The sequence below is a fragment of the Brevundimonas vancanneytii genome (assembly GCF_901421975.1).
GTDB lineage: Bacteria > Pseudomonadota > Alphaproteobacteria > Caulobacterales > Caulobacteraceae > Brevundimonas > Brevundimonas diminuta.
In genome coordinates, this window is sequence record NZ_LR588407.1 from 1231884 (window position 1) to 1255889 (window position 24006).

Genomic DNA, 24006 nt, shown 5'->3' on the forward strand with positions numbered 1-24006 from the left:
GTGGAGGAGGCGGCCGGCCATCGGGGCGGCCCGGCCGTCAGCCGCCGGCGGCCGCGAGGAGCGCGGCGGCGGGGTCGGCCAGGGGGGCCGGAACGGCGTCGTTCGCCACTGGGCGGGCGGCCGAGGGGGCGACGGGCGCCGTCTCATGCGCGGCCCAGCGGCGGCCGTTGATGAAGTCGGTGACGGCGCGCAGGGCCCAGCGCGGGCGCTGGCCCTTCCCCCCGCCCAGAAAGGGCGGAGGGAAGCCGTCGAGGGTGCGCCAGTTGGACTGGAGCCAGTGGTAGCCGACGCCCAGACGGTCGGCGACGCCGCGCAGGTCGAGAACGTCAGCGGGCAGCATCAGGCGTCCTCGTCGTGCGGCCAGATCATAGTCTTGTCGTCGAGGTAGGAAATGACGCGCTCGACCTTCCAGCCCTCGCCGTTCGTGACCGCCGCTGCGATGGCTTCGTCGCGATCATCGAACCAGTCTTCGGCGCTGTGCGAGCCGGGCGGGATCAGGTGATACTCTGTCTTGTGCTCATACGGCATCAGACGTCTCCCCGCCCGCCGCGCCGACCGTGCCGGGCGCGTAGTGGTTCAGCGTCAGCTGGCCCAGGTGGCGGCGGGCTTCGTGGGTGGGCTTGATCCCGCCGCAGATCCCGGCCGTGGGCACGTTTTCGGCCAGACCGGCGGCGATCCAGCCGTCCACCGTCGCCTGGTCGACATAGGGGGCGCCGTAGGTGGCGCTGTAACCCTCGGCCGATTTGTAGAGGCGGCGGCTCTCGACCAGCAGGCGCAGCTCGCGCGCGCGGACGGCGATCTGGGCCGCCTCGGCGTTGGCGTCGTTGGTCATCTGGGCCAGGCTGTCGCCGTGGTCATCGTCGTCTTCCACGCACAGGGGGCACAGGCCGTCCTCAAGAACGCCGACAGGGTTGGCGTCTCCGCAGTTGCTGCAGGGCGCGTGAGGGTCAGCGGCTTCCATTTCCTCGGCCGTGAAGGTGTCGGCGTCGTCGGCGTGGTCCTCGATCACCTGGGCGACGAGATCCGGCTCGGCCTCAGCGATCGCGGCAAGGGCGTCGCCTCCAGCGGCACGGGCGGCGGCGTTGGCTTCGTCCGTCTCGCGCTCGATGGCTTCCAGCTTCTCGGGGCTGTCGCCGGGCATGGTGCGGGCGTCGGCTAGGTCGTCGGTAGCGTCCGGCGGTGGCGGCGGCGTCTGCTGCGCGTTCGGCGGGCCGTCGTCCGGGCGGTTGGGATCGCCCTCGGCCGTCGCCATGGGCGCGGTCTTGTTGCCCGGCAGGGAGCCGCCGTCGCGGCCGTCGCCGTCGCGGTCCAGGGGGCGGGTGCGGTTGGGTTTGCTGGTCAATGAACCTGCTCCTGAGTGATGAGGGCGACGCCGGGCGCGGCCGTGAGGATGGAGAGGGCTTGGCTGACCCGGTTCAGCCGCTTGGCGCAGGCGTCACAGCAGGCGGCGCCGGGTGCGGCGTTCTCCTGAACGATCGCCAGCAGTTCGATGGCGGCGATTTCGGCCTCGTAGACGCCTGCCTTGAGTGCGAAATCGACGGTGAAACGGCCGGGGTTTTTGGCGTCGGGCTCAATGACCTCGACCAGGTGGCGCTTGGTCGTCCGCGCCTTGGTGTGAGCCAGCAGTTTTTCGGCTGTGTTGCTCAATGCAGGCTTCCTTTCGCGGCTTTGAGGGCGCGCGCGAAGGCGTCGGCCTCGTCGGTGCCGTGGCGGACGACGCTGCGCCCCTTGCCCGTCACGGGGTTGAAGTCGGGGCTGGTCAGGACGCAGACCTTGCGTCCGTTGACTTCGGGGTGGGCGCGGACGGCGGCTTTCCAGCCGGTCAGCCCGGCGTCGCGCACGGCGGCGGTGTGCTGATCGTCGCTCACGACGCGGCGCCCATGACCTGGACAACGGCGAAGGCCACGACGACGGCGGCGATGGCCGCGCGCGTCAGCAGCAGGGCGCGGCCGTGGCGGCGGCGCGGCCGCATCCACACCACGACCGGCAGGGCCGGTTCGCCCAGGCGGTGATACTCGACCGGCGGCGTGGCTTCCGGGTCGGGCGCGTAGGTGAAGAAGGGGGCGGTCAACGGCGCGCCCCCCACGTCAGGGCGCCGAGATAGCCCAGAGCCACAGCCATCAGGGCGTAGGCGAAGGTCGCCAGCATGGCGCCGTCGTAAGCGTGACCGGCGGCGCGCACGCCGCAGTCGACGGCAGAGATCCAGATGACGCCTGCGGCGCAGCTGATGGTGGCCGTCCGGCCGGGGTCAGAAGTCCTATCGGCCATGAGGCCCTCCCGTTAGCTGAGGAGGGCATCAAGATCCTGTTCGGACGTTATGTCAAGACAAGGTGTCTATACGTGACGACTGGCGCCTGTGGGATAGGTCGGATCGCCTAATAATGTTCGACGGAGGGAGCGATGGGGCGGGCGGATTTGTTGCTTGGGTTGGGCGGGGTGCACCTAGTCCTGGCGCTTGCCCTGGGCGGCGCAGCCCTCTGGCTCGGCCGTCGGGACATGGCGATGATGCGCTGCGCGGCCAGGGTTGCGCCGCTGGAGGCCCGCGCCGCCGTGTCCGCCCTGGCCGATTGGCAGCGGGGCGCGCTGGCGCTTCGCCGGTTGCTGCTTCCGGCCGAGCTGGCCCTCTTCTGGCTCGTTCTGGGCTGGGGCGGCTTAGCGGCTGGCGTTGTTGCGGCTCTGGGCCTCTGGGGCTTTAGTTTAGCGCGCGCCCAGCGGGCGCTTTACGAAGACGCGGGGGGCGACGTTCTCGATGACGGGCTTGGTCCCCTTGTGACGCGGGCGCTCATCGAGGCAGGGGCGCTCGCCGTGGCCTATGTCGCCGCGTTCTCGACAAGCGCGTTTGCGGCCCTCGCGGCTTGATCCGCGTCAGCCCCGCCCCACGACGGCGTGCATGGCCGAGATCTCGCCGACGGCGAAGGTCAGCTCCTCGTCCGGGTTGAGTTGGCGGACGGTGACGATCCCTTCGGCGCGGCGAACGAACCGTTTGAGGTATCCGAACCCCTCGTTGGTGACGAGGATGCAGTCCTGCTCGCGGGCGGGCCACTGGTTGGGCGCCACATAGACGGTCTCACCCGGTTCATAGCGCGGCGACATGCTCTCGTCGGACACGCGAAGAGCGAAGGCGCCGCGGACGTTCAACTGGTTCGGATGGCGCGGGACGGCGCCCAGCATGCTCTGTTCCGCGAAGGTGAGGCGCTCGGCGCTGGCCGCGCCCGCCCAGCCGTATAGGGGCACCAGGCCGGGCATGATGGCGACCTCTCCCGCCTCATGGCTTTCCGGGATCTCGCCGCCCAGCCATTCCTCGATCCTGTTCCACTCGTGGCGCTGGATCTGGCGCTGTCCCTTGATGATGCGCGTCACTTGCGAGCCGTCCAGGCCGAGCAGGCGGCCAAGGTCGGCGTTCGTCTTGCCGGCTCCATAGATGCGCTCAAACAGCGTGCGGAGTTCGGCGGTGGCGGGCTCGGCGCGGCGGCGTGTGTCGGACATGCGCACAAGTTTGGACGAAATGTCCAAACGGCGTCCTTGACGCGAATCGCAAATCACCTGAGCTGTCAGTCCAGACATTGTGTCTGGAGAATATGTCAAATGTCGCCCGAGGGCAAATACAGCCCCGCTCAGCGGGAGGTGCTGCGCATCGGCACCACCAAAATCGCCTATTGGACCGGCCGCAGCGAGAGCGCGGTCTACAAATGGCTGACGCGCCGCCCGGCGTCTGCGCCGATCCCGCCCGAGCATCTTCCCGCTGTGGTTGAGGGCGCGCGGGCGGACGGCGAGGAGATTGATCTGTCCTTGCTGTGGCCGGACGGGGTGCGCGTGCTTGGAGCGGCGGCATGACGCCCGTCGATCTGAACCTGCAGCGCTGGTTCCGCCTGATCGCCGAGGCGCACATGGCCGTGGAGAGCGGCGACGTGCGGTCGCTGGAGAAGCGGGCGACGGCCATGCGCGAGGCCCCATCGCCCGCCATCGGCGCAGGTCGGGCGGCGTGCAACACCTTTCGCTGGGCCTGTCTGTGGTTCGTCCATGCCGATGCGAGCCACAGGGCGGGGCTGGCCCCGACCCTGTTGACGATCGCCGAGCAGGTCGAGCGCGAACTGACGCCGCCCGAGCCTGATCCGGTGGCCATGGCGGCCGCCGCAATAGGCGAGGGCGACCTGTTCGACCCGGCGTGGGCGCGGCGCGCAGACATCGGGGGCTGAACAATGGGGGCGTTTGAGCGTGAGGCCGGGATGCAGGCGGCCATCGACGCGGCGGGCGGGGTGCGACCGCTGGCGCGCAGGCTGGGGGTTCACGCCAGCAGCATTTCGCGCATGCGGCGGGCGCCGCGCGACAGCCTGTTCGCGCTGGCGCGGGCCGCCGGGGTCGAGCCCGAGACGGTGCGGCCGGATCTGGCCGACTGGATCGAGGCCGAGCGGCGACGCGGCTGGATGGAGCGGGCGCGGGCGCGCTTCGCGATCAGCAGCGGGCTGGAGGGCGCGTCGGCCAAGGTCAGCCGCAGGAGCGGCGAGGCCGCGGTGATGGACCTGCTGGACCTGGGGCTGGTGGTCGCGGCCGTGCGGTTCGCGGCGGGCGAGCGCGGGCTGACGCCGGCGGCGGTGATGACCGCGCCGCGCGGCGGGGCGGGCGGCGCCCCAACCCCGGAACAGTCGGCGCGGTCGCTGGCCATGGGGCTGGCCGTCGCGGTCGGCCGGGTGTCGTCCGAGACGACGGCGCAGATTTTGGGCGTGACGCGGCAGGCCGTGGACAATGCGGCCGAGCGATACCTGCGCGCCCGCGACGGCGACGAGGATGTGGTGGACGGCCGGGTGATCGAGCGCGGCCGCCTGCGCCGGGCCAAGGGAGCCGACGACAGCCTGTGGGACGCGCAGCGCCGGTTCGCCGCGCAGCTGGCCGGGGAGGACGGGTGATGGCCCTGTCCCTGACCAAGGTGGAGCGCCGTCAGGTGCAGATCGTGCGCGAGGAGCTGACGCCCTGGGGCCTGACGACGGCCGTGGAGATGGGCGGCAAGCACCTGTCGGTGCGGGTCTTCGCCCGCGACGGCGGGGTGCATCGCATCACCCTGAGCTGCACGCCGAAATGCGGCGACAGCGCCGTGAACATGACGCGCCAGAAGGTGCGGTGGCTGCTGCGCCTGATCAACGGGAGGGCGGGGTATTGATGAGCCGTCTGGAGAGGTTGGGGTTCGATGTGGCGGCCGGTCAGTGGCTAGAGCTGCATCGGGGCCATGGTCGGCTGCTGCGCCTGTTGGTCGAGGCCGAGGGCGCCATCGTCACCTATGACGAGCTGCTGCGTGACGACTATCGCCATTCGCGGGTGGAGCCGAGCCGCGAGGGGCTGAAGGTGCGTCTGTGCCGCCTGCGCCAGGCGCTGGAGGATGTCGGCATGACCGGCGCGGTTCAGTGCGTGTGGGGCCTGGGCTATCAGCTGGGCGTCGATCCCGGCCCGATCCGCCAGGCGGTGGAGAAGGCGGCATGAGCGGGGATAACCGGCCGAACGTCGGACGGCCGCTGGAGATCACGGTGCGCGAGATCTCGGCCATGTTGGCGGATCGCATCGACAGCGTGTGCCGGGCGCTGGGCCTGACCGGCGCCATCGTTCAGGGCGCGCTGTTGCCGCGCAACCCGACGCGAAACGACCGCAATCCCGGATCTTTCGTGATCCAGCTGTCGGGGCAGCGTCAGGGGCGATGGGACGAATACGCCACCGGCGACTGGGGCGATGCACTGGATCTGGTGGCCTATATCCAGTTCGGCCGGGTGGACCGGGCGTCCAAGCGCGAGGCCTTGACCTGGGCCAAGCGGTTCCTGGGCGTCGGCGACGCCAGCCATATGGATCCGGCGCATTCGGCCAAGCTGCGCGCCGCGCGCGAGGAGATGGAGCGCAACACCGAACGGGCGCAGGCGCTGGCCCTGAACAACATGGCCAAGGATCGGCGGCGGGCGCAGGCGATGTTCCTGGAAGCCAAGCCGCTGGCGCCGGGCCTGCCGGGGTGGACCTATCTGACCGAGGAACGGGGGATCGACCTGACCCGGCTGGAGCGGTTGCCGTGGGCGGTGCGGTCGCACCACGCCATGCGCCATGTTGAGACGGACCGGACGGTGCCGTGCCTGATTTCGGCGCTGTTGTTCCCCGACGGGTCGTTCGGCGGGGTGCATCGGATCTTTCTGGAGCCGGACGGGCGGTCGAAGCTGAAGGCGGACCCGCATGTGGCGGTCAAGAAGATCTGGCCGCGCGGATGGCACGGCGCCTTCATCCCGATCAGCCGGGGGGCGACGAAGCTGTCGCCGCGCGAGGCGGTGAAAAAGGGGCTGACAGACGAATGCGCCTATGCCGAGGGGGTCGAAGACGCCTTCACCGTGGCGCTGTTGACGCCGGAATGGCGGGTGTCGGCCGTGGGCGCCAGCGCCAACTTCGCCCATGTGGACCCGGCCGACAGCGCACGGGCGGTGATCGCAATCCGCGACAGGGATCCCAGCCGCAGGGTGCGCGACGGGGTGACGCGCAAGGTCGATGAACTGAGGGCCAAGGCCGAGGCGCGGGATCTGCCGTTTTTCGAGAGCTGGCCCGCCCGCGGGTTCAAGGACTTCAACGACATGCTGCGCGGGGTGCGGTCATGAGCCGCCTGATCCCCGGCTCCAATCAGTTCAGGGGGCGAAACCCTTTCTACTGGGCGGAATATGACGCGCTGCCGCCGCCGGTGCGGCGGGTGCTGATGTATGCGCCGACCAATCTGGGATCGCGGCGCGCCCTGAGCAACCTGCGAAGCGGACGGACCGTGGCCGAGGTCTGCGCCATCGAGCGCGGCGTGGCCGCCGGCGTCACGCGACGCGACATTCTTGAGGCCTATGGGCCTGACCACCCCTATCTGAGTAAACAGGCATGACGCCCGATCAAAGAAAGGCGGCGCGCAAGGCCGCCCAGGCCGAGGCCGAACGCAAGCGCAAGCGCGCCCTGGATCGGCTGGACGGGGTGGAGCCGCAGAAGCCTGAGCCGCTGGATCCCGAACCCGATGCGGAGGTGGATCCCGAGGCGGCCGAGGAGGCGTTCGCGCATGGATCCATCGCACCCGTCACGTCCGAAGAGGCGTTCATGGAGGCGCGGGCGGCCCTGCTGGACGTGTCCACGCCCACGGACCGGTCGGAGAAGGCCAAGCGGGCCGAGGCCGCCGCGCGTCTGGTGCAGGGGTTCAGCTGGGCGGCGGATGACCTGGGCCTGCCGCCGCACATGCCGGTGCGGCCGCTGGGCAAGCGCAAGTCGCATATGTATTTCCTCGACCCGAACGACGAGTTCGTGGAGCTGTCGGCCGGAAAGCTGAACCAGCAGGGCGAGATCGACAATCTGTTCGGTCCCGCCATCGGCTATCTGTGGTCCTTCTATGGGAAGCAGTCGTCCAACGGCGAGCTGCGCATCAAATACGAGGACGTGCGGCGCCACCTGACCGGGGCGTGCGGGCGGCTGGTGGCGCGCACGGGGCTGTTCGACCCGATGCGCAAGGTGCGCGGGCGCGGGGCGTGGCGGACGGACGGGGGCGTGCTGGTGCTGCATCTGGGATCGCGGCTGTGGATCGGCGGCGTCGAACAGGATCTGGGCGAGGTCGAAGGCCACGTCTATGCGCGGGACGTGGATCTGTCGCCGCCGGCGTCGGCCGCCATGTCGGACGAGCTGGCCAGCCTGTTCTTTGAGGCGGGGCTGTTGGACGGCGATGATCGGTCCAAGGCGCCCGGCCGATGGATGCTGAAGGCCATGAAGACGTGGAACTGGAAGCGGCCCGAGCTGGATCCGCGCCTGGTGCTGGGATACGTCGTCTGCGTCTTCCTGGGCGCGGCGCTGAGGTGGCGTCCGGCCATCTATCCGATCGGGGACAAGGCGTCGGGGAAGTCGTCGCTGCTGGCGCTGGTCAAGGCGGTGCTGGGCGATCGGCTGATGGATCTGGCCGACCCGTCGGGGCCGGGCATCTATCAGTCGCTGGGGCTGGCGGCCATCGGCGTCTGGGCCGACGAGTTCGAGCAGGAGGGCGAGAGCGCGGCCGACGCGCGGGCGGCGGCGGTGATGCGCCTGGCGCGATACGCCTCGGACGGCAAGAACGTGGTGCGCGGAGGGGCCGAGGGCGTGCCGACCAACTATCAGGCGCGTGGGACGTTCGGGTTCACCGGCATCAACCCGCCGCCCATGAAGCCCGCCGAGCTGAGCCGCATCGCCATGCCCATGCTGTCGCAGCTGACGGACGCCAGCGCGAGGGCGCCCGAGCTGTCGGCCGCGCTGGGCGACGAACTGGGCCGCCATATGCTGAGGCGGATCGTCGATCGCTGGCATGAGTGGCCGGACGTGCTGACGGCGTGGCGGGGCGTGTTGTTGAGCCATGGCCATGATAGCCGGGCGGCCGACACCTTCGGCACCCTGCTGGCGGCGTCGCACCTGGTGCTGGACGATGGGGTGCCGCTGGCGGCGCAGATCGACCCGCTGGCCAAACACCTGCCGCGCGCGACCATGAATGAAACCCAGGACGACCGGGCCAACTGGGAGAAATGCATCGACCGGCTGTTGCAGGCCCAGCCGGACGCCTGGCGCCAGAACAAATATCGCTCGGTCGGGGAATATCTGACGGCCGTGCTGGACGATCGGCCCAAGGACGACGTGATGGAGACGACGCCGATGGCGGCGCGCGACCGGCTGGCGATGGCCGGGCTGGGGCTGTGCACGCCTACGGGCGGGCCGCTGCAGGGCAGGCTGTGCCTGGCCGTGCCGTCAAATCACGTCGAGGTCGCCAAGCTGTTCGAGCGGTCGCTGTGGGCCATGGGCGTGGGCGCCGTGCAGGGCGGCTGGGCGACGGCGCTGAAGTTCGCGCCCGAGGACGTGGTGGATCACCGCAAACAGCGCGTTGACGGGCGGTCGGTGCAGTGTTCGCTGCTGGCGCTGGACAAGGTGATCGACGTGGCCGGGGACGGCGAGGCCCAGACCCAGGTGGCGAGGGCGGCTTAGGGTGGCGGTCGGTGCGAAGTATCCCTACCTAACAGCCTTCACCATATAGGGAGGCCATAATGGCCGCTACACACGACCCGCTGACTGAGAAGCAGTTGGCAATTCTCGACCGCGCGCCGTTCGAGTTCAGTATCGGAGATTTGGAAGCCAGCGGCGACCGCGCTGATGTCCATTTCTTGGCGCAACTGGGCTTGCTGACGAGCGAGCAGACACACATCAGCGCAGACGCGGCCAGTAACCGCTATCGCTGGACGCGGACCTCGAAGCCGGTTCCCGACCAAGGCTAACCCGCCGTTCGGCCTTCATAGGAAGATAAAGGAGGGGCCCGCCAGCGATCAGCTGGCGGGCCTCGACCCGTGCGGCCGACCAGGCCGCACACCCTTTGACCTTCCGTAAGCTGTCGAGCGCAGCGCGCCGCAGGCGCGCGGTGCGCGCTCGACCCCGAACCCCTGACCCTTGCATCGAACAGGACGGCGGCCGCCAGTGGCGCGGGATGCGGCCTTATCCATCCCACCCACCCACACCCCGACCCTTTGGTAGAGAGAAGGCGGGGCGGCAGGCGTAGCGTTAAGAATAACTCGCAAAGCTTAATCCCGAGGCGCGGGCTTGACTTGCCACGGGGTGCGGGGGGAAGGTCGCGGCTCAGGCGATTGCGCTTCGCCTGTTCCGGCTGTTCCGGTTGTTCCGGTCCGTGACGGAACAAGAAAAGCACCATATTCCAACAACTTAGCTTGCTGTTCCGGCTGTTCCGGCTGTTCCGGGCGGTTTCCATATGCGCGCGCTTATTCGCGTGACGCCCTCGCGTGCGCGCGCGCGCGATGATGATTTTGATGGAACATCCGGAACAGGTGGAACAGACCTTTAAAAGAGGCGCGGCGTTTGGGTTTGAGCCTGTTCCGGCCATGCGCAGAGGCGGCGGAACAGCCGGAACAGCGGCGGCGTTGCGCCTCTCCGCCCTGGCCGATGCTGCGCCTGAATAAACAATGAGGGTGATATGTCAGGCGGCGTTCGGGCGGCTCTAGACCAGGCGGTGGAAGGCGAAGCCGACATGGGCGAGATCGTCCAGGCCGGTCTGTTCGAGGAGCTGGAGCCGTGCGAGACCGGCGCCCTGGACGCGCCGTCGCCTCTGTCGGCCGCTCTGCCCTCGGCTGGGCGCAGGCCCGGACGGCCTAAGGGATCGAAGAACAGGCGGACCGAGGCCGTGACGGCTTGGCTGCTCCAGCAGCACCGCCACCCGCTCGCGGTCATGATGGAGGCCTACTCCATGGCCCCGGCCGCCTTCGCCAAGTCGATCGGGATCACCAGTCCCGATGCTGACACCCTGATGGACATCGTGAAGCTGCAGCTGCGCATGGCCGAGGCCGTCGCGCCTTACGTCGCCCAGAAACTTCCCCAGGCGGTGCAGGTCGAGGGCGGCGCGGCGCTGACGCTGAACTTCGGCGGCGTCCACCTGGGTGCTGGAGGGGTCTCAAGTCCCGCGCGCGGGGAGGCTCCGGAGATTTCCGTGGGCGCTGGGATGGCCGTTCGGCTGGGTCAAGTCGGACGGGAAAAGTCGGACGCCGATCTAGCCGACTGATTTCAAACAGGTTTGCCGGTAACGTGACGTTAGCGGAGCGCCCCCTCCAGAGGAGGCCTCCCCCCAAACCCGGCGCGGCAACCCCTTATGTGGGTGCGTTCCCGCACTATTCGGCGTTGCCGATTTGGAGGGTCGCCGAACCTGCAACCTGCCTCAAGGGTCGGGGTGCGGGTTCGGAGAGAGGGCGTGTTCGACGCCAGGACATACATTCCCGGCGGAGCGAAGCTGCAGGCGTTCCACGAGAGCAACGCTTTCATCCGCTTGATGGCAGGCCCGATCGGATCTGGCAAGACCGTGGGTGCGGGCGTCGCCGAGCCGTTCTTCACGGCCATGACGCAGAAGCCCGACAGCAACGGCGTCAGGACCGCCGTGGTCGGGGTGCTGCGCGACAACTATCGCAACCTCTACGCCACGACGATGAAGACGTGGCTGGACTGGGTGCCGAAGGATTTCGGCCACTACACCGGCTCGGACGATCGCCCGGCGGTGCATGAGCTGGAGTTCCCGGCACCGTTCGTGGACGGGACGCCGGGCGGCGGCCTGTGCCGGCTGAGGGTCGAGTGGCGGGCGCTGGGGACGCATACGGTCGAGGCGACCTGTCGCGGCTGGGAACTGCACGGCGCCTATGTCGACGAGGCGGATACGACGCCGTTCGAGGCGATCAGCTTCCTCGCCGGGCGGGTGAAGCGCGGCGGGCGCAAGGAAACCCGCGTGTCGCGCGGCGTCTGGGTGACGTTCAACAAGCCCGACACGGACCATCCGCTGTTCGATCTGTGCGTCGATCAGGCGCCCAGCCATCGTGAGAACGGCACGGAGTTTTTCGACCAGCCCTCGGCGATCCTGCCGGGCGGTCCGCCCTATGTGACCAATCCGCTGGCCGAGAACCTGGCCAACCTGGACGCCGATTATTACGAGGTTTCGGCCCGAGGCCAGCCGGACTGGTATGTGCGGCGGATGATCCGCAACCAGTGGGGCGCGTCGGTCGCGGGCGAGCCCGTGTTCGGCGAGGTGGACCTGGAGCGGCTGTTCTCGCCGGTCGAGCTGGAGCCGGAGCCGGGCTCCGAGCTGTTCCTGGGGATCGACGGCGGCGGGACGCCGGCGGCGGTCATCTGCGGCCGCGACCGGATGGGGCGGCGGATCATCTACGCCGAGGTGGTGCTGACCGATCCGCTGGACCCGCGCGGACGGCGCATCCTGCACGGGGTCGGGCCGAAGCGGTTCGCCCAGGCGCTGGGCGACGTGCTGCATCCCCGGTTCCGCCGGTGCCGGATCAGCATCGGCTGGGGCGACCCGGCGGCCTTCTATGGCGCCGACCGGGAGATGGGCGAGTTCGCCGACATCGAGATCGCCTGCAACCAGCTGAATATCCCGATCCAGCCTGCGCCGTCCAATGAGCTGGGGCTGCGGCATGAGGCGGTGCGGATCCCCATGCTGCGGATCAATCAATACGATCAGCGGCCGGACCTGACCATCAACCCGTCCTGTCGCTGGCTGCGGCGCGGGTTCGGCGGCGATTACCGCTGGGAGGCCCGCGACCCGAAACAGCCGGCCAAGCGGCTGAGGGTCCAGAAGTCCAACTCGTCCCACGCCATGGAGGCGGCGCAATACGCCCTGCTGGGCGATCAAGGGCGCGCCGGGATCGTGGCCGGCCAGGCCTATGATGCGCACCGACCCAAAGCGATGGCGCAGCAGGGCGACGGCTGGAGCCAGTCGCCGGGCGGGGTGTGGACACCGGGCGGGGCCGGGCGGCCGCAGGGCGGCAACGGCGGGTCCTACAGCTCGGATTGGTCGCCATGGTGATGACGGTGGCCGAGGCCTCGGCGTTCGACATGCTGGAGACGCTGACCGACGCCGGGCGGGTCGGGCGGTTCACGCGCCAGAGGTTCGGCGAGATGGCGCGTCAGGTGTCCGAGGGCGCCGCCTTCACCCTGCGCGACGGCGAGGGGCGATTGATCGCCGTGGCCGGGCTGTGGCCCGAGGCGGACCATGCCGAGGCCTGGCTGGCGGTGGGGCCGGCTTTCCGCGCCAACCTGCGCAGGGCGATGGCGCAACTGGGGGCGCTGCTGACGGGGGTGGCGGAAGGATCGGGGACCGAAGAGGTCCGCCTGTATGTCGCCCAAGGGACGTGCGCGAAGCGCGTTGCGGGGGCGCGGCTGGCCACATGGTCGGGCTTCATCCGGTCAGGGGAGGAGGCGACGCCCTTGGGTCCGGTCGAGGTCTATCGCCGCAACTTCGGAGGCCCGCCCCATGGCCAATAGGGTGAAATCGTTTTTCGGCGGCCGGACGCGCGACCAGAAGTGGGCGCAGATCAACGCCGAGAAGGCTCAGGCCGAGCAGCGCCGGGCCGCCGAGGAAGAGAGCCAGCGCGTGCGCGCCGAACGGGCGGCGTCCGGCCGCCTGATGCGCGGCGCGGGACGGCGACAGCTGAGCTGGCAGGGCAATGAGGCCGGTCTGGCCCCGACGCTGGGGGGCTGATCGACCGTGGCCGCCTGGAACGCCAAGACAATCAACGAACGGGCCGAGGCCGCCTTTCAGGCGCGCAAGGCGATGCAGCCCTATATCGAGCGGGCGCTGCAGTACGCCATGCCGTGGCGTCATCCGCGCGCCAAGAGCGGCGCCATTTTCGAGGGGCTGTTCGATAGCTCGGGCCTGACGGGCGCCCACAAGTTCCCCGGCCGCGTCCAGATGGACGTCACCCCGCCGTCGCAGCGCTGGTATCAGCTGGAGGCCGGGCCTCTGGTCGGCGAGGAGCATCGCGAGCGCGTCAACCGCCAGCTGGATCTGGCGACCACGGTGTCGCACCGGATCCTGGACGCCTCGGGCTTCCACAAGGCGTCCAAGGAAAGCTACGCGGATCTGGGCATCGGCACCGGCGCCCTGCTGGCGCTGGAAGGCGACGACAACGAGATCATGCGCTGGCACGCCGTACCGCCGTGGCAGCTGGGGATCGAGGAAGGCCCGTCCGGCCGGATCGACAACGTCTACTGGAAGCGGACGTATCCGGCCTGGCAGCTGCCGCGTCTGTGGAAGGAAGCCCGTTGGCCCGAGGCGATCGCGCGCAAGGTGCGCGAGGAGAGCCGCGATCCGGTGATGATGCTGCAGGCCAGCTATTACGACGTGGAGATCGCCGCCTGGCGCTACGCCGTGGTGTGCTGCGAAAGCGGCGGGTCGGGCGAGATCGTCGCCGAGTTCATCAACCGCACCAATCCGTGGAACGTCTTCCGCTGGTGGACGACGCCGGACAGCCCGTGGGGCGTCGGGCCGCTGATGCTGACGCTGCCGGACATCATGACCGCGAACAAGGCAGTGGAGATGATCCTGAAGGCGGCGGCCTACGCCCTAGCGCCGCCGTTGATGGTGGCGCACGACGGGGTGGTGAACCCCGACACCCTGCGGGTGGCGCCGCACAGCCTGATCCGGGTGGCGCGCACCGGCGGCCCCATGGGATCGTCGATCATGCCTCTGGAGATGAACGGCCGCGTGGATCTGGCCCAGCTGGCTCTGACGGACGTGCGCCAGTCGATCGCCCAGCACACCCTGAGCCGCCAGCTGCCGCCCGAGAGCGCCAGCGTGCGCAGCCCGACCGAGATCGTGGAGCGGATGCGGGACTTCGCCTTCGACACCGGCTCGGCGTTCGGCAGCCTGAACTATGAGTTCGTGCCCAATGTGGTGGCGCGGGTGCTGGACATCGCCGACCGCAAGAAGATCCCCGGCATGGATTTCGAGGAGCTGAAGATCGACCAGCTGGTGCTGCAGGTGAAGATCACCGGCCCGCTGGCCCGGTCGCAGTCGCTGGCCGATGTCGAGAGCGTGGCCCACTATCTGGAGATCCTGAACGCGTTCCTCGGCCGCGAGGGCATGATGGCCGTCGCCAATGTCGAAGAGCTGCACCGGCTGCAGAGCCTGTTGGGCGCGCCGAACTGGATCAACCGCCCCGCCGCCGATCGCGAGAAGATGCTGCAGGCGCTGGGCGAGGCGGCCGCCTCGGGCGCGCCCATGCCCGAGGGCGACCCGGCCGGTCAGCCTTCGCTGCAGCTGGTGGCGTGATGCGCTGGTGGAAACCGAAATGGCTGACCGAGTTCCTGCTGGATCAGGTACTGGAGCCGCGCGCGTCGCACCCGCCCATCGCGCCAGTGCAGGCCGATCGGCGTCTACTGGACGAGGTGTGCGACTGGGTGCGCGGCGGGTCGCGCGTGGACGAGCAGACGCTGGCGGCGATGACGCTGGCGGCCGAGGACGCGCGGCTGATCGCCGAGGCCTTCAGCGGTTCGGACGGCGAGAAGCGGCTGATGATCCTGGCGCGGATGACGGTGCTGCGGCCGCCGGTGGACGTGACCCTGCCGGTCGGATCCCGCGACGCCTACGCCCAGCTGCGCCAGGGGCAGGACAGCATCTTCGCGGGCGTCGTCCGCTACCTGGACATCCACAAGGCTCAGAAGAGGAACGAAGAGAATGAGCGAGCAAGCTCCGAACCCTACGCCCAGCCCGGCGCCTGGGACCCCGGCGGCCTCGTCGCCGGGCGGTGAGCCGCCGGCCGATCCGAACGCGCCGCCGGCAGAGGGCGCGCCTGAGACGCCGCCCGAGACGCCGCCGGAGCCCACGCCGGAAGAGGCGGCGGCGGCCGCGCGGGCGGCGGTGCCGGAGGCGGCTGACGGCTATGCGGTCAACCTGTCGGATGACGCGCGCGAGCGGCTGGGCCTGACCGACGGCGACCCGCTGGTAGCCGAGCTGTCGAAGTTCGCCCACGCCCAAGGCAAGCCCCAGGGCTGGCTGGACGACGTGATGGAGGGCGCGGCCGCCCTGGCCGAGGCGGGGCTGTTCGACGGCGGGTTCGACCCGGCCGCCGAGGCGGCCTCGCTGGGGGAGAACGCCGAGGGTCGCCGTCGCGAGGTCGAGCTGTTCGCCGAGAGCCTGAAAAGCCGCGGCGAGATCGACGACGGCATGTTCGGCGAACTGATGAGCCTGTCGCCCACGGCGAACGGCGTGAAACTGATTGAGAAGATGAGGAGCCTCATGGGCCAGAACGGAATGATCCCGACGCCGAGCGGCGCGGAACCCAATGGCGCGGACGCGCTGAAAGCCAAGGCGCTGGAGATGGCGAAGGACCCGAAATACGGCCGCGACCGCCAGTTCACCGCCGAGGCCAACGCCGCCTGGGCGCAGGCCTACCCGGGCGCACGCTGACCGCGTTGCGCCGTCCGGGGCGGCCCTAGCGTCCTGATGTTCTAACCCCGGCGGCTCGCCGGCTCTTTCAAAGGAATGACCCGCGATGACCGCGAACATCAAGGAATGGTTCGTCCCGCGCTTCGAGACCGAGGTGCATCACGCCTATCAGCAGATGCAGTCCCGCCTCGGCGATACCGTCTCGGGCGGCGCCACCTTCACCGGCGACAAGGCTTATTTCCCGCGCTTGGGCGCGGTCGAGGCCTACGACAGCCCCGACTTCGCCCGCCTGGTGCTGGCCAACGCCGCCCAGGACTTCATTGAAGTCCAGGCGAACCCGAAGTTCATCGCCTTCGGCCTGTGGGATCCGCACAAGCACAAGTATTCGATCGCCACGGCGGTGGAATACGGCAAGGCGGCCGCCGGGGCGATCCGCCGCGCCGAGGACGACTGCATCATCGGCGCCCTGGCCGGCGCCGCCGCCAACGGCGTGAAGCAGATCGGCTCGTCCGCCATGGAAAACATCACCACCATCGGCTCCTATGCCGACGTGGCGACCCTGGACGATGTGGCCGAGGCGATCGCCATCCTGGGCGGCAATGAGGCGTTCGAGGGCGAGGACGTGACCATCGTCACCCCGTTCCGCCAGAAGGTCCAGTTCGCCCTGGATCCCTTCATGGCGTCGAACGACGTCAAGGCCAACATGCCGTGGAACGATCTGAACTGGCGGCGCTCGGAGCGCCTGACCCAGACGGCTGACGGCCAAGGCGTGGATATCTTCGTCTATGCCCGCTCGGCCCTGGTGTCGGCCTACAACGACCAGTTGACCAAGATCGATGAACGCGACGGCGGGTCGCTGACCGACATCAACGGTTACTGGCTGCAGGTCGGCGCGGCGGCGCGCTCGGCCAATGGCATCGTGCGCATCCGTTCGAAGAAGAACTTCAGCCTGTATCGCGCACCCTCGCCGGTCGTCGGCTTGGTCGCGGCTCCCTGATCCCCCGCTCCTCCTGAGCCGACTTGGCCCGCGCTCCTGACCGGGCGCGGGCCGTTCTTTTTCTAGCGGGGCCGCCATGCCATTCACCGATCTGGATATCTGCAATCTGGCCATCGACCGGGTGCCGGGGGATCGCATCGACGCCCTGAACGAGGAGAGCCCCCTGGGCGGCTTCTGCTTCGTCAACTATCCCCACAAGCGCGATTTCATCCTGTCGAAATATCGCTGGACCTTCGCCAACGCCGTGGCGCTGTTGTCGCGCATCGATCCGGCGGCGGATCCGAACGAGCCGCGTCCGTGCGAGCACAAGTTCGCCAAGCCGGGCGATCTGGTCGGGGCCGTGCATGACTGGCGAGTGTCGGCCGATCCGGCGGCGTCGCGTGGGCGGCCTTATGTGATGGAGAGCGGCGGCTTCTTCTGGAGCGACACGGCGCCGCTTTACGTCGAATACACCGCCATGCGCCGCGAAGACACATGGCCGGCCTGGTTCCGTCAGTTGGTGGTGACGGCTTTCGCGGCCGACCTGGCCGACTTCTGCCAACTGTCCACCAAGGCGCGGGATCTGCGCAGCGAGGCATGGGGCACGCCGGGCGAGAACGGCGAGGGCGGGCTATACGCCAGCGCCCGAAACGAGGACGCGCGGCTGGCGCCGCAGCGCCAGCTGATCGCGGGCGTGGACGCCGGGCCGCTGGTTCAGGCGCGCTGGGCGGGCGGGTCGCCCTTCGCCGGGCGCGGCTGGGAGGTTCAGGGCTAAGCCATGCCGCAGGAGATCCTGAGACAATCCAACTTCAACGGCGGCGAACTGTCGCCGCAGGCCGTGGGGCGACGCGACCTGAAAGCCTATGCTTCGTCGCTCGCGCTTTGCTTGAACATGCTGCCGATGGCCGAGGGGCCCATCCGTCGTCGGCCGGGCCTGAAGCACGTCGATCTGATCCGCAACCGGCTGGAGACGGTGGCGGTGACGCCTGAGATGCTGAGCGCGCCCAATGGCGGCGAGGCCGCCCAGGCGCTGACCGGCGGCGGCATGGAGACGACGGCGGGGCTGGGCGCGAACGGCGGTTATGTCGTGGTGGAGATCGACTTCGGCGCGCCGGTCGAGGTCGGCATGGTCGATCTGATCGACTTTCTCATCAAGGCCCCGAGCGGCGGCGGCGGGGGCGAGTTGGACCCGCTGCCGGACCCGATCCCGCCTCAATATCCGTGGGATCCGCCATATCATCAGCAGATCATCGAACAATGAGCGTCCCTGTCACCCTGCCCAAGGAAATGGCGCTGCAGTATCAGGACGGAGCCGGGCAGTGGGTCACGGCGGCCCGTTGTGACGCGGGCTCGGTGTTGCGAACCCGGCGTCTGGCCCTGCCGCCCGGGCGGCAGGTCGCGGCCCGCCGATGGCGGATCGTGCGGCTGCACGCCGACCCGGCCGCGCCTGTCGATCTCGGGGCGGCCGTGATGCGCCTGACGCGATTGGAGGTCCGACGCGAGACGGCGGAGCTGTCGCCGTTCCGGCGTTGGGCGTTTGATTTCGACACCGGCGAGCAGCGCTATGGCCTTGTCGCCACTGACGGCAATGTCGAGGTCTATCAGCGCGGCGTGCGCGTCGCTTCGATCGCCTCGCCCTACACCGCCGATCGCGTGCCGGATGTGAAGCGGGCGCAGATGCTGGACACCCTGCTGACCTTTCATCCCGACGTGCCGCCCTATCGCTTCGCCCGCCAGGGCTCGCACAGCGAATGGGACAGCCGACCGCAGGCGTTCGAGAACATTCCCAGGTTCGACTACGACGGCACTCGGATGGGGGGCGTCAGCGAGGTTCAGCAGCTATCGTTCGCTGACTTCACGGCCGGAGAGACCTTCAATCTGACGCTGGAGGGGCAGACGACCAACGCCATCGCCTATAACACATCCATGTCTGTCCTGGCCGCCTCGGTCGCGTCGGCGATGAACGCCCTGGACAACGTGGGCGCGAACGGCGTCAGCGTGTCCAGCCCGTCGGACAAGGTTCTGCGCATCGCCTATCAGGGGCGCAATCGGAATGAGGATGTGGGTGAGATCGTCGCCCAGGTGCTGATCTCCGAGAAGGGCATCGTGCGCACGGCGACGGTGACGCAGGGCAAGGAGGGCGGCGAGCCGGTCATCAGCGACACGCGCGGATGGCCCTCGGCCGGGGTCTTCTTCGACAGCCGGTTGTGGTTAGCGGCGCCGCGTTCGCGGCCGCAGACCATCATGGCCAGCCGCAGCGGCTTCTTCTTCGACCTGAACATCAAAGGGGCCGAAGCCGACAAGGCGATCAGCGTCGATCTGGCTACCGATCAATCGACACGGATCCTGAGCCTGTTCGCAGGGCGCCATCTGCAGGTGTTCAGCCAATCCGCCGAGTTCTTCTGCGCCAGCCAGCCGATCACCCCGCCCCCCGCCTTTCCGCGCACGTCGAGCGTGGGCCTAGCCCCGGCGACGCCGTTGCTGGAGATGGAGGGCGGCACGCTGTTCATCCAGGCCGGCGGCGACACGGTGTCCCACTACGCTTATGACGATGGGGCTCAGAGCTATGTCGTCACGCCCCTGTCGAGCTATGCGCCGCACCTGACCAAGGGCATCGTCGCGGGCGGCTTCCGGCGTCACCGTTCCACCTCCGAACCTAACCTGGCCTTGTGGATCCGCGCAGACGGCACGGCGGCCGCCATGACCGCGATCCTGTCGCAGGATGTGCTGGGCTTCGCGCCCTGGACGACAGACGGCGCTTTTGTGGAGGCGGGCGGCGAACTGGCCGGAGAACTCTATGTCGGGGTGCGCCGTGCGTCGGACGGGGTGGAGCGGCACAGGCTGGAGGTGTTGGCCGACAGCCATATGCTCGACGCCTCCGTTCGGATTGACGGCCCTGCGACCGAAATCTCCGGTCTGGATCATCTGGAAGGGCGGACGGTGGCGCTGTTCGTTGATGGCGCGGATGAAGGCGACGCCGTGGTTGAGGGCGGCCGGGTGGCTTTGCCTTATCCTGCCGAGCGTTCGGCCGAGGCGGGTCTGCTCTTCGTGCCGCGCGGCCGGCTGTTGCCCATGGTGCTGGAGCAGGATCCGCGTGGCGGGGCGTCGATGAAGGCGCGCGTCGGCGAGGCGGCCTTGCGGTTGGGGCCGACAGCGAACCTGAGGCTGGGCATGACCGGCAAGAAACTGTGGCCGGTCAAGCTGAAGCGGCGGGGCGGCGTCGGCGCGCAGGCGGCGTTGCTGGACTACGGGCCGGGCGAGGATGCGTTCGAGGGCTGGACGCGGGTTTATCCGATCCCAGGCTTTCAGGACGACGCCCAGATCGACTGGGAGCAGCCGCGTCCTGGGCCGCTGGAGATCCGCGAGGTGGTTGTCACCGTCCAGTCCTGACGGCGCCCGGCGAACGGGGCCTGATGGAGGTTCGGCATGAAGGCGGTGATGGCCTTTTCCAGCAAGGCGGCGAGCTTCGCCTCGGCGGCGTTCAGCAAGGGCAAGGCCGCCCTGGCGAGCAAGGGCGGCGGCGACGGCGAAGGGCCGAGCGGCAAGCAGCTGGGCGGAATGAGCCGGGGCGTTTCGGCGGTCGGGTCGCTGATGGAATACGCCGGGGCGCGCCAGCAGGCGGCGTCGATGGACCAGAGCGCGCGCGACGAGGCCATGGCGGCGCGCGGCGAATACATCCAGGCGTCCGAGAAGGTCAGCGCCATCGACAGCGAATATAACGCCCTGGTGGGCCAGCAATTGGTGGCGGCTTCGTCCATGGGGATCGACGCCGGGTCCGGCAGCGTGATCGCGGCGCGCGAGGCGGCTCAGACCGAGGCGGACCGCGAGCGCAACATCATCCGCAACTCGGCTGAAACCAACGCCCGGCTGCGCTATGCCCGGTCCCTGAACCTGCGCGAGGCGGCCAAGAACGCCCGGTTCGGCGCCACGCTGAAGCTGGGGATGGAAGTCGGCCAGGCCATCTTCGGGGGGCGTTGAGCATGGCGCGCAATCCGTTCCCAAGCGGCGACTTCGGGCGTCGCGTCAGCGATGCGCCGATCGGCATGGACATCGGCGCCCCCGCCGCCGGCGCGGCGGCGGGCGTGGCGGAGGCCGCCAAGGGCGTGGCGCGCCAGCTGGGCGCCATGGCCGACCGCAGCCTGAAGCGCGAGGGCGAGCGGGATGCGGCGCGCGCCATCACGGCCGCCGGTCAGTTTGGCCAGGAGGTGCAGCTGCGCCAAGGCTTCGGCGTGGATGATCAGGCCTTCAACGCCATCGCCCGCGAGCATCTGTCCACGCGGCGCATCAGCGCCTATGCCGAGGAAATCGACAAGGCCGAGCTGGCCAGCCCTGAAAGCGAGCCGGGGTTCACCGAAGCGCGCGGGGCGGTGCGGCAGGCGTTTCGCGACAAGGCGACCGGCGATCCGCTGATCGACGCCGAGTTCGAGCGGCAGGCGACGCTGGTCGATCAGGCCGCCCTGCGGCGCGTGCGCGTCGGGCAGGAAAAGGCGCGCGTCAGCATGGCGCGCGGGGCGATGACGGAGGCGGCCTCGGTCGGGGAAACCCTGATCGGGCAGGCCGTGGCGGCCGCTGGTTTCGATGACGCCGGGGCGACGCTGATCGCGGCGAACCTGACGGAATACACGGCCAAGATGGCGCGGTTCGGTCCGCGCGAAGCGTTCAGCATCGGCGGCGTCGAGTTTGCGGCGGATCCGAACCGCTCGGCCGCCATGTCAGTCGAGGAGCTGGCGCGGCATCTGGATCAGGTGCAGGCGCGCACGCGCATCACCTGGCTGACCACGGCGGTCGATCAGACGCCGGACGCCGCCAGCGCGCAGGCCATGGCGGGCCAGATCGAAGAGCAGTGGGCGGCGGGCAATCCGGCGTTCGTCGGCCTGTCGGCAGCGGACTTCGCCCAGGTGGAGGCGCGCAATGAGGCGATCGTCAATCGCAAGGCCAACGGCGAAGGGGCGGCCCAGCGGGCGGCGGGGCAGCAGTTGCGCGATCTGATGACGGCGGCCGAGTACGGCGGGGACTATGACGTCGGCCAGATGCGCGCCCTGGCGCAGGCCTCGGGCGACCCGGGCCTTGTCGCCATGGTGGAGTTCGGGGAGCGGCACGGTTTCGGCGTGACGCCGTCGTCGCTGCGCAGCGGCGGCGGGCCTGTCGGCGGCGGGTTCGACGGCTGGGTGGACTTCCTGTTGGACGACCTTGAAGGGGAGGGCTTCGTCGGCAACGACAACGGCGCAGGGCGGGCCCAATGGGGCATCACGGAGCGCAGCCACCCCGAGGCGTGGGCGGACGGCAAGATCGATCGGAACGAAGCGCGCGCCATCTATCGGCAATATTGGGCGGACGTGGGCGGCGACGGCCTGCCGCCCGCCCTGGCGCACGCCGCCGCCTCGGCCGCCGTGGTGGCGGGGGCCGGTAATGCGCGGCGCTGGCTGCAGGCCAGCGGCGGCGATGTCGAGCGCTTTCATGATCTGCAGCTGGCCCATTTCGAGAAGCTGGCGGCGGACAATCCGGCCAAATACGGGGCCTCCCTGAACGGCTGGCGCCGTCGCGACGGCCTGTCGCGGGCGCAGTCGCGGCGCGTCACGGCCAGCGAGCGTGCGGCGGAGGGATACGCCTCGGACCCGATCGGCTTCGCGCGCGGCAACAGCAAGCGCAACGCCATGGTCGAGCTGCCCGAGTTCGACATCAATCGGATCTTCGGCGGCGACCCGTCGGCCGGCGGCTTCCTGCGCGACCGCCTGGCCGTGGGGCGCCAGCTGAACGCGCGCAGCGGCGTGCCGGTGGCGGTGTTCGATAAGGCGGAGCTGGCCACCATCAAGGATCGGATCGAGGCCGACCCGCTGGCCGTGGTCGGCCTGGTGCAGACGGCGGTGAAGACGCCGGGCGTGGGGTCGGACGGGGTGCGTGTCATCCTGGGCCAGCTGGGCATGGCGGGCACGGCGGCGGCGGACCTGCACCTGGGCTGGCTGGCGACCGACGATCACACCCGCAACATCGCGGCGAAGGTGGTCCAGGGCCGCGCCTTGCGGGCCGACGGCGCCAAGGACGCGGAGTTCGGACGGGGCGAGGAGACGATCGCCCAGGCGGCGCTGCGGTTCGCCCCCGCCTTCGCCATGCAGCCGGATCTGTTCGCCGTGGCGCAGGCGACGGCGCGCGACATGGCCATCGCCGATCAGGCGCGCGGCCAGCTGCAGAGCGCCGAAGCCTATGTGAACAGCGCCCTGGGCGCCACGCGGGCGGGCGGGAAGCTTTACGGCGGCCTGGCGCGGGTGAACGGGGCCGCCACCGTCGCCCCGACCTGGCTGCGGGCTGACTACATGGACGACGCGCTGGAGATCGCCGCAAACCTGTGGGAGGCGCAGGACGTGGGGCCAGTCTATTCCAACGGGCAGCCGATCCCGGCGCGGGTGCTACGGGGCTATCGGCTGAAGGCGACGCCGCGCGGAACCTATCGTCTGGTCAATACGGCAGGCGAGGAGTTGCCTGCCCGCAGCGGCCAGGCGTTCGAGTTCAATATCGAGGCCGACAGCTTCCGCGACGTGCTGCGCCGCCGCTTGCCCGGCGCCGTGCTGGGGAGCCGCTGATGCCGCCCCAGTCCTGGACTCACCAGCGAGATTACGAGGCGTCCGCGCCGCTGAAGGCCCCCACGGCTCCCGTGCCCTTCTGGGATACGGTGAACCGCAACATGATCGACGCCGGCCAGACGCGGAGGGCCGGCGCGCGCGAAGAGGCCTATTTCGCGCGGATGTGGGCGCGGCACCGGGAGGCGGAGCGGCTGTCGGGGCAGAAGCTGCCGCTGTCGGACACCCTGAACGGCGAGCCGACGGATCAGCGCGACGGGCTGAAGCGCCTCATGGACCGGGTGATCCCGGCCGACCGGATCAACGCCGCCATTCTGGGCCGTCCCGGCTCGCTGACCGACGACGACTATGAGGCGCGCCTTGAGCAGCTGAGGGCGCAGAACCCTGAAGCCTTCGCCCGGATCCGCACGCGCGACGAGATCCTGGCGGACCTCGACGCAGATCTGCGCGGGATCCGTCGCCGCGCCGACGAGGCGTCGCAGGGCTTCAGCGGCGCCACGGCGGCGTTTGTCGGCCAGACGGCAGGGATGTTCCTGAGCGATCCCGGCCAGGTCGGGGTGGCCGTGGTGACGGCGGCGCAGGCGTCGGGCGCCCGCTGCTGACGCGGATGGCGGCGCAGGCGGCGGCGGGCGCGGGCGCCGAAGCTCTGGAGATCGGCGGACGGATCGCCGATACGCCGCTATGGCGGCCCGGAATACACGGCGGGCGAGGCGGCGCTGGATCTGACCTTCGCCGGGGCC

32 protein-coding genes are annotated in these 24006 nt (G+C 69.6%); 24 read left to right on the forward strand and 8 right to left on the reverse strand.

Annotation, left to right across the window (positions count from 1 at the left end; translation table 11 throughout):
• Positions 1-37 precede the first annotated feature (37 nt).
• From FGL25_RS05975 to FGL25_RS06005, 7 genes are read right to left on the reverse strand one after another with little or no spacing between them, the layout of a single operon-like run.
• The gene (locus FGL25_RS05975; RefSeq protein WP_138141210.1) at positions 38-340 is read right to left on the reverse strand and encodes a hypothetical protein; all 303 of its coding nucleotides are present in this window, start codon (positions 338-340) and stop codon (positions 38-40) included.
• Entirely contained in the window at positions 340-528 is a 189-nt protein-coding gene (locus FGL25_RS05980; RefSeq protein WP_138141211.1) for a hypothetical protein, read from the reverse strand. Before FGL25_RS05980 ends, FGL25_RS05975 begins: the two co-directional genes overlap by 1 nt.
• Positions 518-1342 carry a hypothetical protein gene (locus FGL25_RS05985; protein ID WP_138141212.1) on the reverse strand — a complete coding sequence of 275 codons (825 nt, stop codon included), beginning with the start codon at positions 1340-1342 and terminating at the stop codon, positions 518-520. Before FGL25_RS05985 ends, FGL25_RS05980 begins: the two co-directional genes overlap by 11 nt.
• A complete protein-coding gene (locus FGL25_RS05990) occupies positions 1339-1647 on the reverse strand; it encodes a hypothetical protein (RefSeq protein WP_138141213.1) in 309 nt (102 codons plus the stop codon). Before FGL25_RS05990 ends, FGL25_RS05985 begins: the two co-directional genes overlap by 4 nt.
• Positions 1644-1868, reverse strand: a complete 225-nt coding sequence (locus FGL25_RS05995) for a hypothetical protein (protein ID WP_138141214.1) — start codon at positions 1866-1868, stop codon at positions 1644-1646. Before FGL25_RS05995 ends, FGL25_RS05990 begins: the two co-directional genes overlap by 4 nt.
• Positions 1865-2071, reverse strand: a complete 207-nt coding sequence (locus tag FGL25_RS06000) for a hypothetical protein (RefSeq protein ID WP_138141215.1) — start codon at positions 2069-2071, stop codon at positions 1865-1867. The genes FGL25_RS05995 and FGL25_RS06000 overlap by 4 nt, the downstream gene beginning before the upstream one ends.
• Positions 2068-2268: a hypothetical protein gene (locus FGL25_RS06005; RefSeq protein WP_138141216.1), complete on the reverse strand. Its 201-nt coding sequence runs from the start codon at positions 2266-2268 to the stop codon at positions 2068-2070. Before FGL25_RS06005 ends, FGL25_RS06000 begins: the two co-directional genes overlap by 4 nt.
• A 132-nt stretch (positions 2269-2400) precedes the next feature.
• Between FGL25_RS06005 and FGL25_RS06010 the strand changes: the two genes are divergently transcribed.
• A complete protein-coding gene (locus FGL25_RS06010) occupies positions 2401-2859 on the forward strand; it encodes a hypothetical protein (protein ID WP_138141217.1) in 459 nt (152 codons plus the stop codon).
• 6 nt (positions 2860-2865) lie between these two features.
• Here FGL25_RS06010 and FGL25_RS16805 read toward each other — a convergent pair whose 3' ends face one another.
• Entirely contained in the window at positions 2866-3486 is a 621-nt protein-coding gene (locus tag FGL25_RS16805) for a S24 family peptidase (protein ID WP_167493295.1), read from the reverse strand.
• Positions 3487-3585: 99 nt separating this feature from the next.
• Here FGL25_RS16805 and FGL25_RS16810 point away from each other — a divergent pair, with 99 nt between their 5' ends.
• From FGL25_RS16810 to FGL25_RS06125, 23 genes are all read left to right on the forward strand, one after another.
• Positions 3586-3834: a hypothetical protein gene (locus FGL25_RS16810; RefSeq protein ID WP_167493296.1), complete on the forward strand. Its 249-nt coding sequence runs from the start codon at positions 3586-3588 to the stop codon at positions 3832-3834.
• Positions 3831-4196, forward strand: a complete 366-nt coding sequence (locus FGL25_RS06020) for a hypothetical protein (RefSeq protein ID WP_167493297.1) — start codon at positions 3831-3833, stop codon at positions 4194-4196. The genes FGL25_RS16810 and FGL25_RS06020 overlap by 4 nt, the downstream gene beginning before the upstream one ends.
• Before the next feature lie 3 nt (positions 4197-4199).
• Positions 4200-4904 (forward strand): helix-turn-helix domain-containing protein, encoded by a 705-nt coding sequence (locus FGL25_RS06025; RefSeq protein ID WP_138141220.1) that lies wholly within the window; start codon positions 4200-4202, stop codon positions 4902-4904.
• On the forward strand, positions 4904-5155 hold the full coding sequence (locus FGL25_RS06030) for a hypothetical protein (protein ID WP_138141221.1): 252 nt from the start codon (positions 4904-4906) through the stop codon (positions 5153-5155). The genes FGL25_RS06025 and FGL25_RS06030 overlap by 1 nt, the downstream gene beginning before the upstream one ends.
• Positions 5155-5472, forward strand: coding sequence for a helix-turn-helix domain-containing protein (locus tag FGL25_RS06035; protein ID WP_167493298.1), 318 nt, complete (start codon positions 5155-5157; stop codon positions 5470-5472). The genes FGL25_RS06030 and FGL25_RS06035 overlap by 1 nt, the downstream gene beginning before the upstream one ends.
• A complete protein-coding gene (locus FGL25_RS06040; RefSeq protein WP_138141223.1) occupies positions 5469-6614 on the forward strand; it encodes a DUF7146 domain-containing protein in 1146 nt (381 codons plus the stop codon). The genes FGL25_RS06035 and FGL25_RS06040 overlap by 4 nt, the downstream gene beginning before the upstream one ends.
• The gene (locus tag FGL25_RS06045) at positions 6611-6880 is read left to right on the forward strand and encodes a hypothetical protein (RefSeq protein ID WP_138141224.1); all 270 of its coding nucleotides are present in this window, start codon (positions 6611-6613) and stop codon (positions 6878-6880) included. Before FGL25_RS06040 ends, FGL25_RS06045 begins: the two co-directional genes overlap by 4 nt.
• Positions 6877-8976, forward strand: a complete 2100-nt coding sequence (locus FGL25_RS06050) for a hypothetical protein (protein ID WP_138141225.1) — start codon at positions 6877-6879, stop codon at positions 8974-8976. The genes FGL25_RS06045 and FGL25_RS06050 overlap by 4 nt, the downstream gene beginning before the upstream one ends.
• A gap of 59 nt (positions 8977-9035) precedes the next feature.
• Positions 9036-9263 carry a hypothetical protein gene (locus tag FGL25_RS06055; protein WP_138141226.1) on the forward strand — a complete coding sequence of 76 codons (228 nt, stop codon included), beginning with the start codon at positions 9036-9038 and terminating at the stop codon, positions 9261-9263.
• A 707-nt stretch (positions 9264-9970) separates the two neighbouring features.
• A complete protein-coding gene (locus FGL25_RS06060; RefSeq protein WP_138141227.1) occupies positions 9971-10552 on the forward strand; it encodes a hypothetical protein in 582 nt (193 codons plus the stop codon).
• A 186-nt stretch (positions 10553-10738) separates the two neighbouring features.
• A complete protein-coding gene (locus FGL25_RS06065) occupies positions 10739-12352 on the forward strand; it encodes a hypothetical protein (RefSeq protein WP_138141228.1) in 1614 nt (537 codons plus the stop codon).
• Complete coding sequence (locus FGL25_RS06070; RefSeq protein ID WP_138141229.1) at positions 12346-12810, forward strand: hypothetical protein; 465 nt, start codon at positions 12346-12348, stop codon at positions 12808-12810. The genes FGL25_RS06065 and FGL25_RS06070 overlap by 7 nt, the downstream gene beginning before the upstream one ends.
• 1 nt (position 12811) lies before the next feature.
• Complete coding sequence (locus FGL25_RS06075; RefSeq protein ID WP_252970052.1) at positions 12812-13027, forward strand: hypothetical protein; 216 nt, start codon at positions 12812-12814, stop codon at positions 13025-13027.
• A 6-nt stretch (positions 13028-13033) separates the two neighbouring features.
• The gene (locus tag FGL25_RS06080; RefSeq protein WP_138141231.1) at positions 13034-14599 is read left to right on the forward strand and encodes a portal protein; all 1566 of its coding nucleotides are present in this window, start codon (positions 13034-13036) and stop codon (positions 14597-14599) included.
• Complete coding sequence (locus tag FGL25_RS06085; protein WP_138141232.1) at positions 14599-15078, forward strand: hypothetical protein; 480 nt, start codon at positions 14599-14601, stop codon at positions 15076-15078. The genes FGL25_RS06080 and FGL25_RS06085 overlap by 1 nt, the downstream gene beginning before the upstream one ends.
• On the forward strand, positions 15005-15736 hold the full coding sequence (locus FGL25_RS06090) for a hypothetical protein (RefSeq protein ID WP_138141233.1): 732 nt from the start codon (positions 15005-15007) through the stop codon (positions 15734-15736). The genes FGL25_RS06085 and FGL25_RS06090 overlap by 74 nt, the downstream gene beginning before the upstream one ends.
• An 85-nt stretch (positions 15737-15821) precedes the next feature.
• Positions 15822-16712, forward strand: a complete 891-nt coding sequence (locus FGL25_RS06095) for a phage capsid protein (protein WP_138141234.1) — start codon at positions 15822-15824, stop codon at positions 16710-16712.
• 76 nt (positions 16713-16788) lie between these two features.
• A complete protein-coding gene (locus FGL25_RS06100; protein WP_138141235.1) occupies positions 16789-17466 on the forward strand; it encodes a hypothetical protein in 678 nt (225 codons plus the stop codon).
• A 3-nt stretch (positions 17467-17469) separates the two neighbouring features.
• Positions 17470-17952 (forward strand): hypothetical protein, encoded by a 483-nt coding sequence (locus FGL25_RS06105; protein WP_138141236.1) that lies wholly within the window; start codon positions 17470-17472, stop codon positions 17950-17952.
• Entirely contained in the window at positions 17949-20081 is a 2133-nt protein-coding gene (locus FGL25_RS06110; protein ID WP_138141237.1) for a hypothetical protein, read from the forward strand. Before FGL25_RS06105 ends, FGL25_RS06110 begins: the two co-directional genes overlap by 4 nt.
• Positions 20082-20129: 48 nt before the next feature.
• Positions 20130-20669 carry a hypothetical protein gene (locus tag FGL25_RS06115; RefSeq protein ID WP_138141238.1) on the forward strand — a complete coding sequence of 180 codons (540 nt, stop codon included), beginning with the start codon at positions 20130-20132 and terminating at the stop codon, positions 20667-20669.
• A gap of 2 nt (positions 20670-20671) precedes the next feature.
• Positions 20672-23269: a glycosyl hydrolase 108 family protein gene (locus FGL25_RS06120; RefSeq protein WP_138141239.1), complete on the forward strand. Its 2598-nt coding sequence runs from the start codon at positions 20672-20674 to the stop codon at positions 23267-23269.
• Entirely contained in the window at positions 23269-23868 is a 600-nt protein-coding gene (locus tag FGL25_RS06125; RefSeq protein WP_138141240.1) for a hypothetical protein, read from the forward strand. Before FGL25_RS06120 ends, FGL25_RS06125 begins: the two co-directional genes overlap by 1 nt.
• Positions 23869-24006: the final 138 nt, after the last annotated feature.

Bases quoted from the DNA above. Each gene is read 5' to 3' on its own strand.
- FGL25_RS05975 (WP_138141210.1), bottom strand. From the start codon at position 340: ATGCTGCCCGCTGACGTTCTCGACCTGCGCGGCGTCGCCGACCGTCTG.
- FGL25_RS05980 (WP_138141211.1), bottom strand. From the start codon at position 528: ATGCCGTATGAGCACAAGACAGAGTATCACCTGATCCCGCCCGGCTCG.
- FGL25_RS06005 (WP_138141216.1), bottom strand. From the start codon at position 2,268: ATGGCCGATAGGACTTCTGACCCCGGCCGGACGGCCACCATCAGCTGC.
- FGL25_RS06010 (WP_138141217.1), top strand. From the start codon at position 2,401: ATGGGGCGGGCGGATTTGTTGCTTGGGTTGGGCGGGGTGCACCTAGTC.
- FGL25_RS16805 (WP_167493295.1), bottom strand. From the start codon at position 3,486: ATGTCCGACACACGCCGCCGCGCCGAGCCCGCCACCGCCGAACTCCGC.
- FGL25_RS16810 (WP_167493296.1), top strand. From the start codon at position 3,586: ATGTCGCCCGAGGGCAAATACAGCCCCGCTCAGCGGGAGGTGCTGCGC.
- FGL25_RS06020 (WP_167493297.1), top strand. From the start codon at position 3,831: ATGACGCCCGTCGATCTGAACCTGCAGCGCTGGTTCCGCCTGATCGCC.
- FGL25_RS06025 (WP_138141220.1), top strand. From the start codon at position 4,200: ATGGGGGCGTTTGAGCGTGAGGCCGGGATGCAGGCGGCCATCGACGCG.
- FGL25_RS06030 (WP_138141221.1), top strand. From the start codon at position 4,904: ATGGCCCTGTCCCTGACCAAGGTGGAGCGCCGTCAGGTGCAGATCGTG.
- FGL25_RS06035 (WP_167493298.1), top strand. From the start codon at position 5,155: ATGAGCCGTCTGGAGAGGTTGGGGTTCGATGTGGCGGCCGGTCAGTGG.
- FGL25_RS06040 (WP_138141223.1), top strand. From the start codon at position 5,469: ATGAGCGGGGATAACCGGCCGAACGTCGGACGGCCGCTGGAGATCACG.
- FGL25_RS06045 (WP_138141224.1), top strand. From the start codon at position 6,611: ATGAGCCGCCTGATCCCCGGCTCCAATCAGTTCAGGGGGCGAAACCCT.
- FGL25_RS06050 (WP_138141225.1), top strand. From the start codon at position 6,877: ATGACGCCCGATCAAAGAAAGGCGGCGCGCAAGGCCGCCCAGGCCGAG.
- FGL25_RS06055 (WP_138141226.1), top strand. From the start codon at position 9,036: ATGGCCGCTACACACGACCCGCTGACTGAGAAGCAGTTGGCAATTCTC.
- FGL25_RS06060 (WP_138141227.1), top strand. From the start codon at position 9,971: ATGTCAGGCGGCGTTCGGGCGGCTCTAGACCAGGCGGTGGAAGGCGAA.
- FGL25_RS06070 (WP_138141229.1), top strand. From the start codon at position 12,346: ATGGTGATGACGGTGGCCGAGGCCTCGGCGTTCGACATGCTGGAGACG.
- FGL25_RS06085 (WP_138141232.1), top strand. From the start codon at position 14,599: ATGCGCTGGTGGAAACCGAAATGGCTGACCGAGTTCCTGCTGGATCAG.
- FGL25_RS06090 (WP_138141233.1), top strand. From the start codon at position 15,005: ATGAGCGAGCAAGCTCCGAACCCTACGCCCAGCCCGGCGCCTGGGACC.
- FGL25_RS06095 (WP_138141234.1), top strand. From the start codon at position 15,822: ATGACCGCGAACATCAAGGAATGGTTCGTCCCGCGCTTCGAGACCGAG.
- FGL25_RS06100 (WP_138141235.1), top strand. From the start codon at position 16,789: ATGCCATTCACCGATCTGGATATCTGCAATCTGGCCATCGACCGGGTG.
- FGL25_RS06105 (WP_138141236.1), top strand. From the start codon at position 17,470: ATGCCGCAGGAGATCCTGAGACAATCCAACTTCAACGGCGGCGAACTG.
- FGL25_RS06110 (WP_138141237.1), top strand. From the start codon at position 17,949: ATGAGCGTCCCTGTCACCCTGCCCAAGGAAATGGCGCTGCAGTATCAG.
- FGL25_RS06115 (WP_138141238.1), top strand. From the start codon at position 20,130: ATGGCCTTTTCCAGCAAGGCGGCGAGCTTCGCCTCGGCGGCGTTCAGC.
- FGL25_RS06120 (WP_138141239.1), top strand. From the start codon at position 20,672: ATGGCGCGCAATCCGTTCCCAAGCGGCGACTTCGGGCGTCGCGTCAGC.
- FGL25_RS06125 (WP_138141240.1), top strand. From the start codon at position 23,269: ATGCCGCCCCAGTCCTGGACTCACCAGCGAGATTACGAGGCGTCCGCG.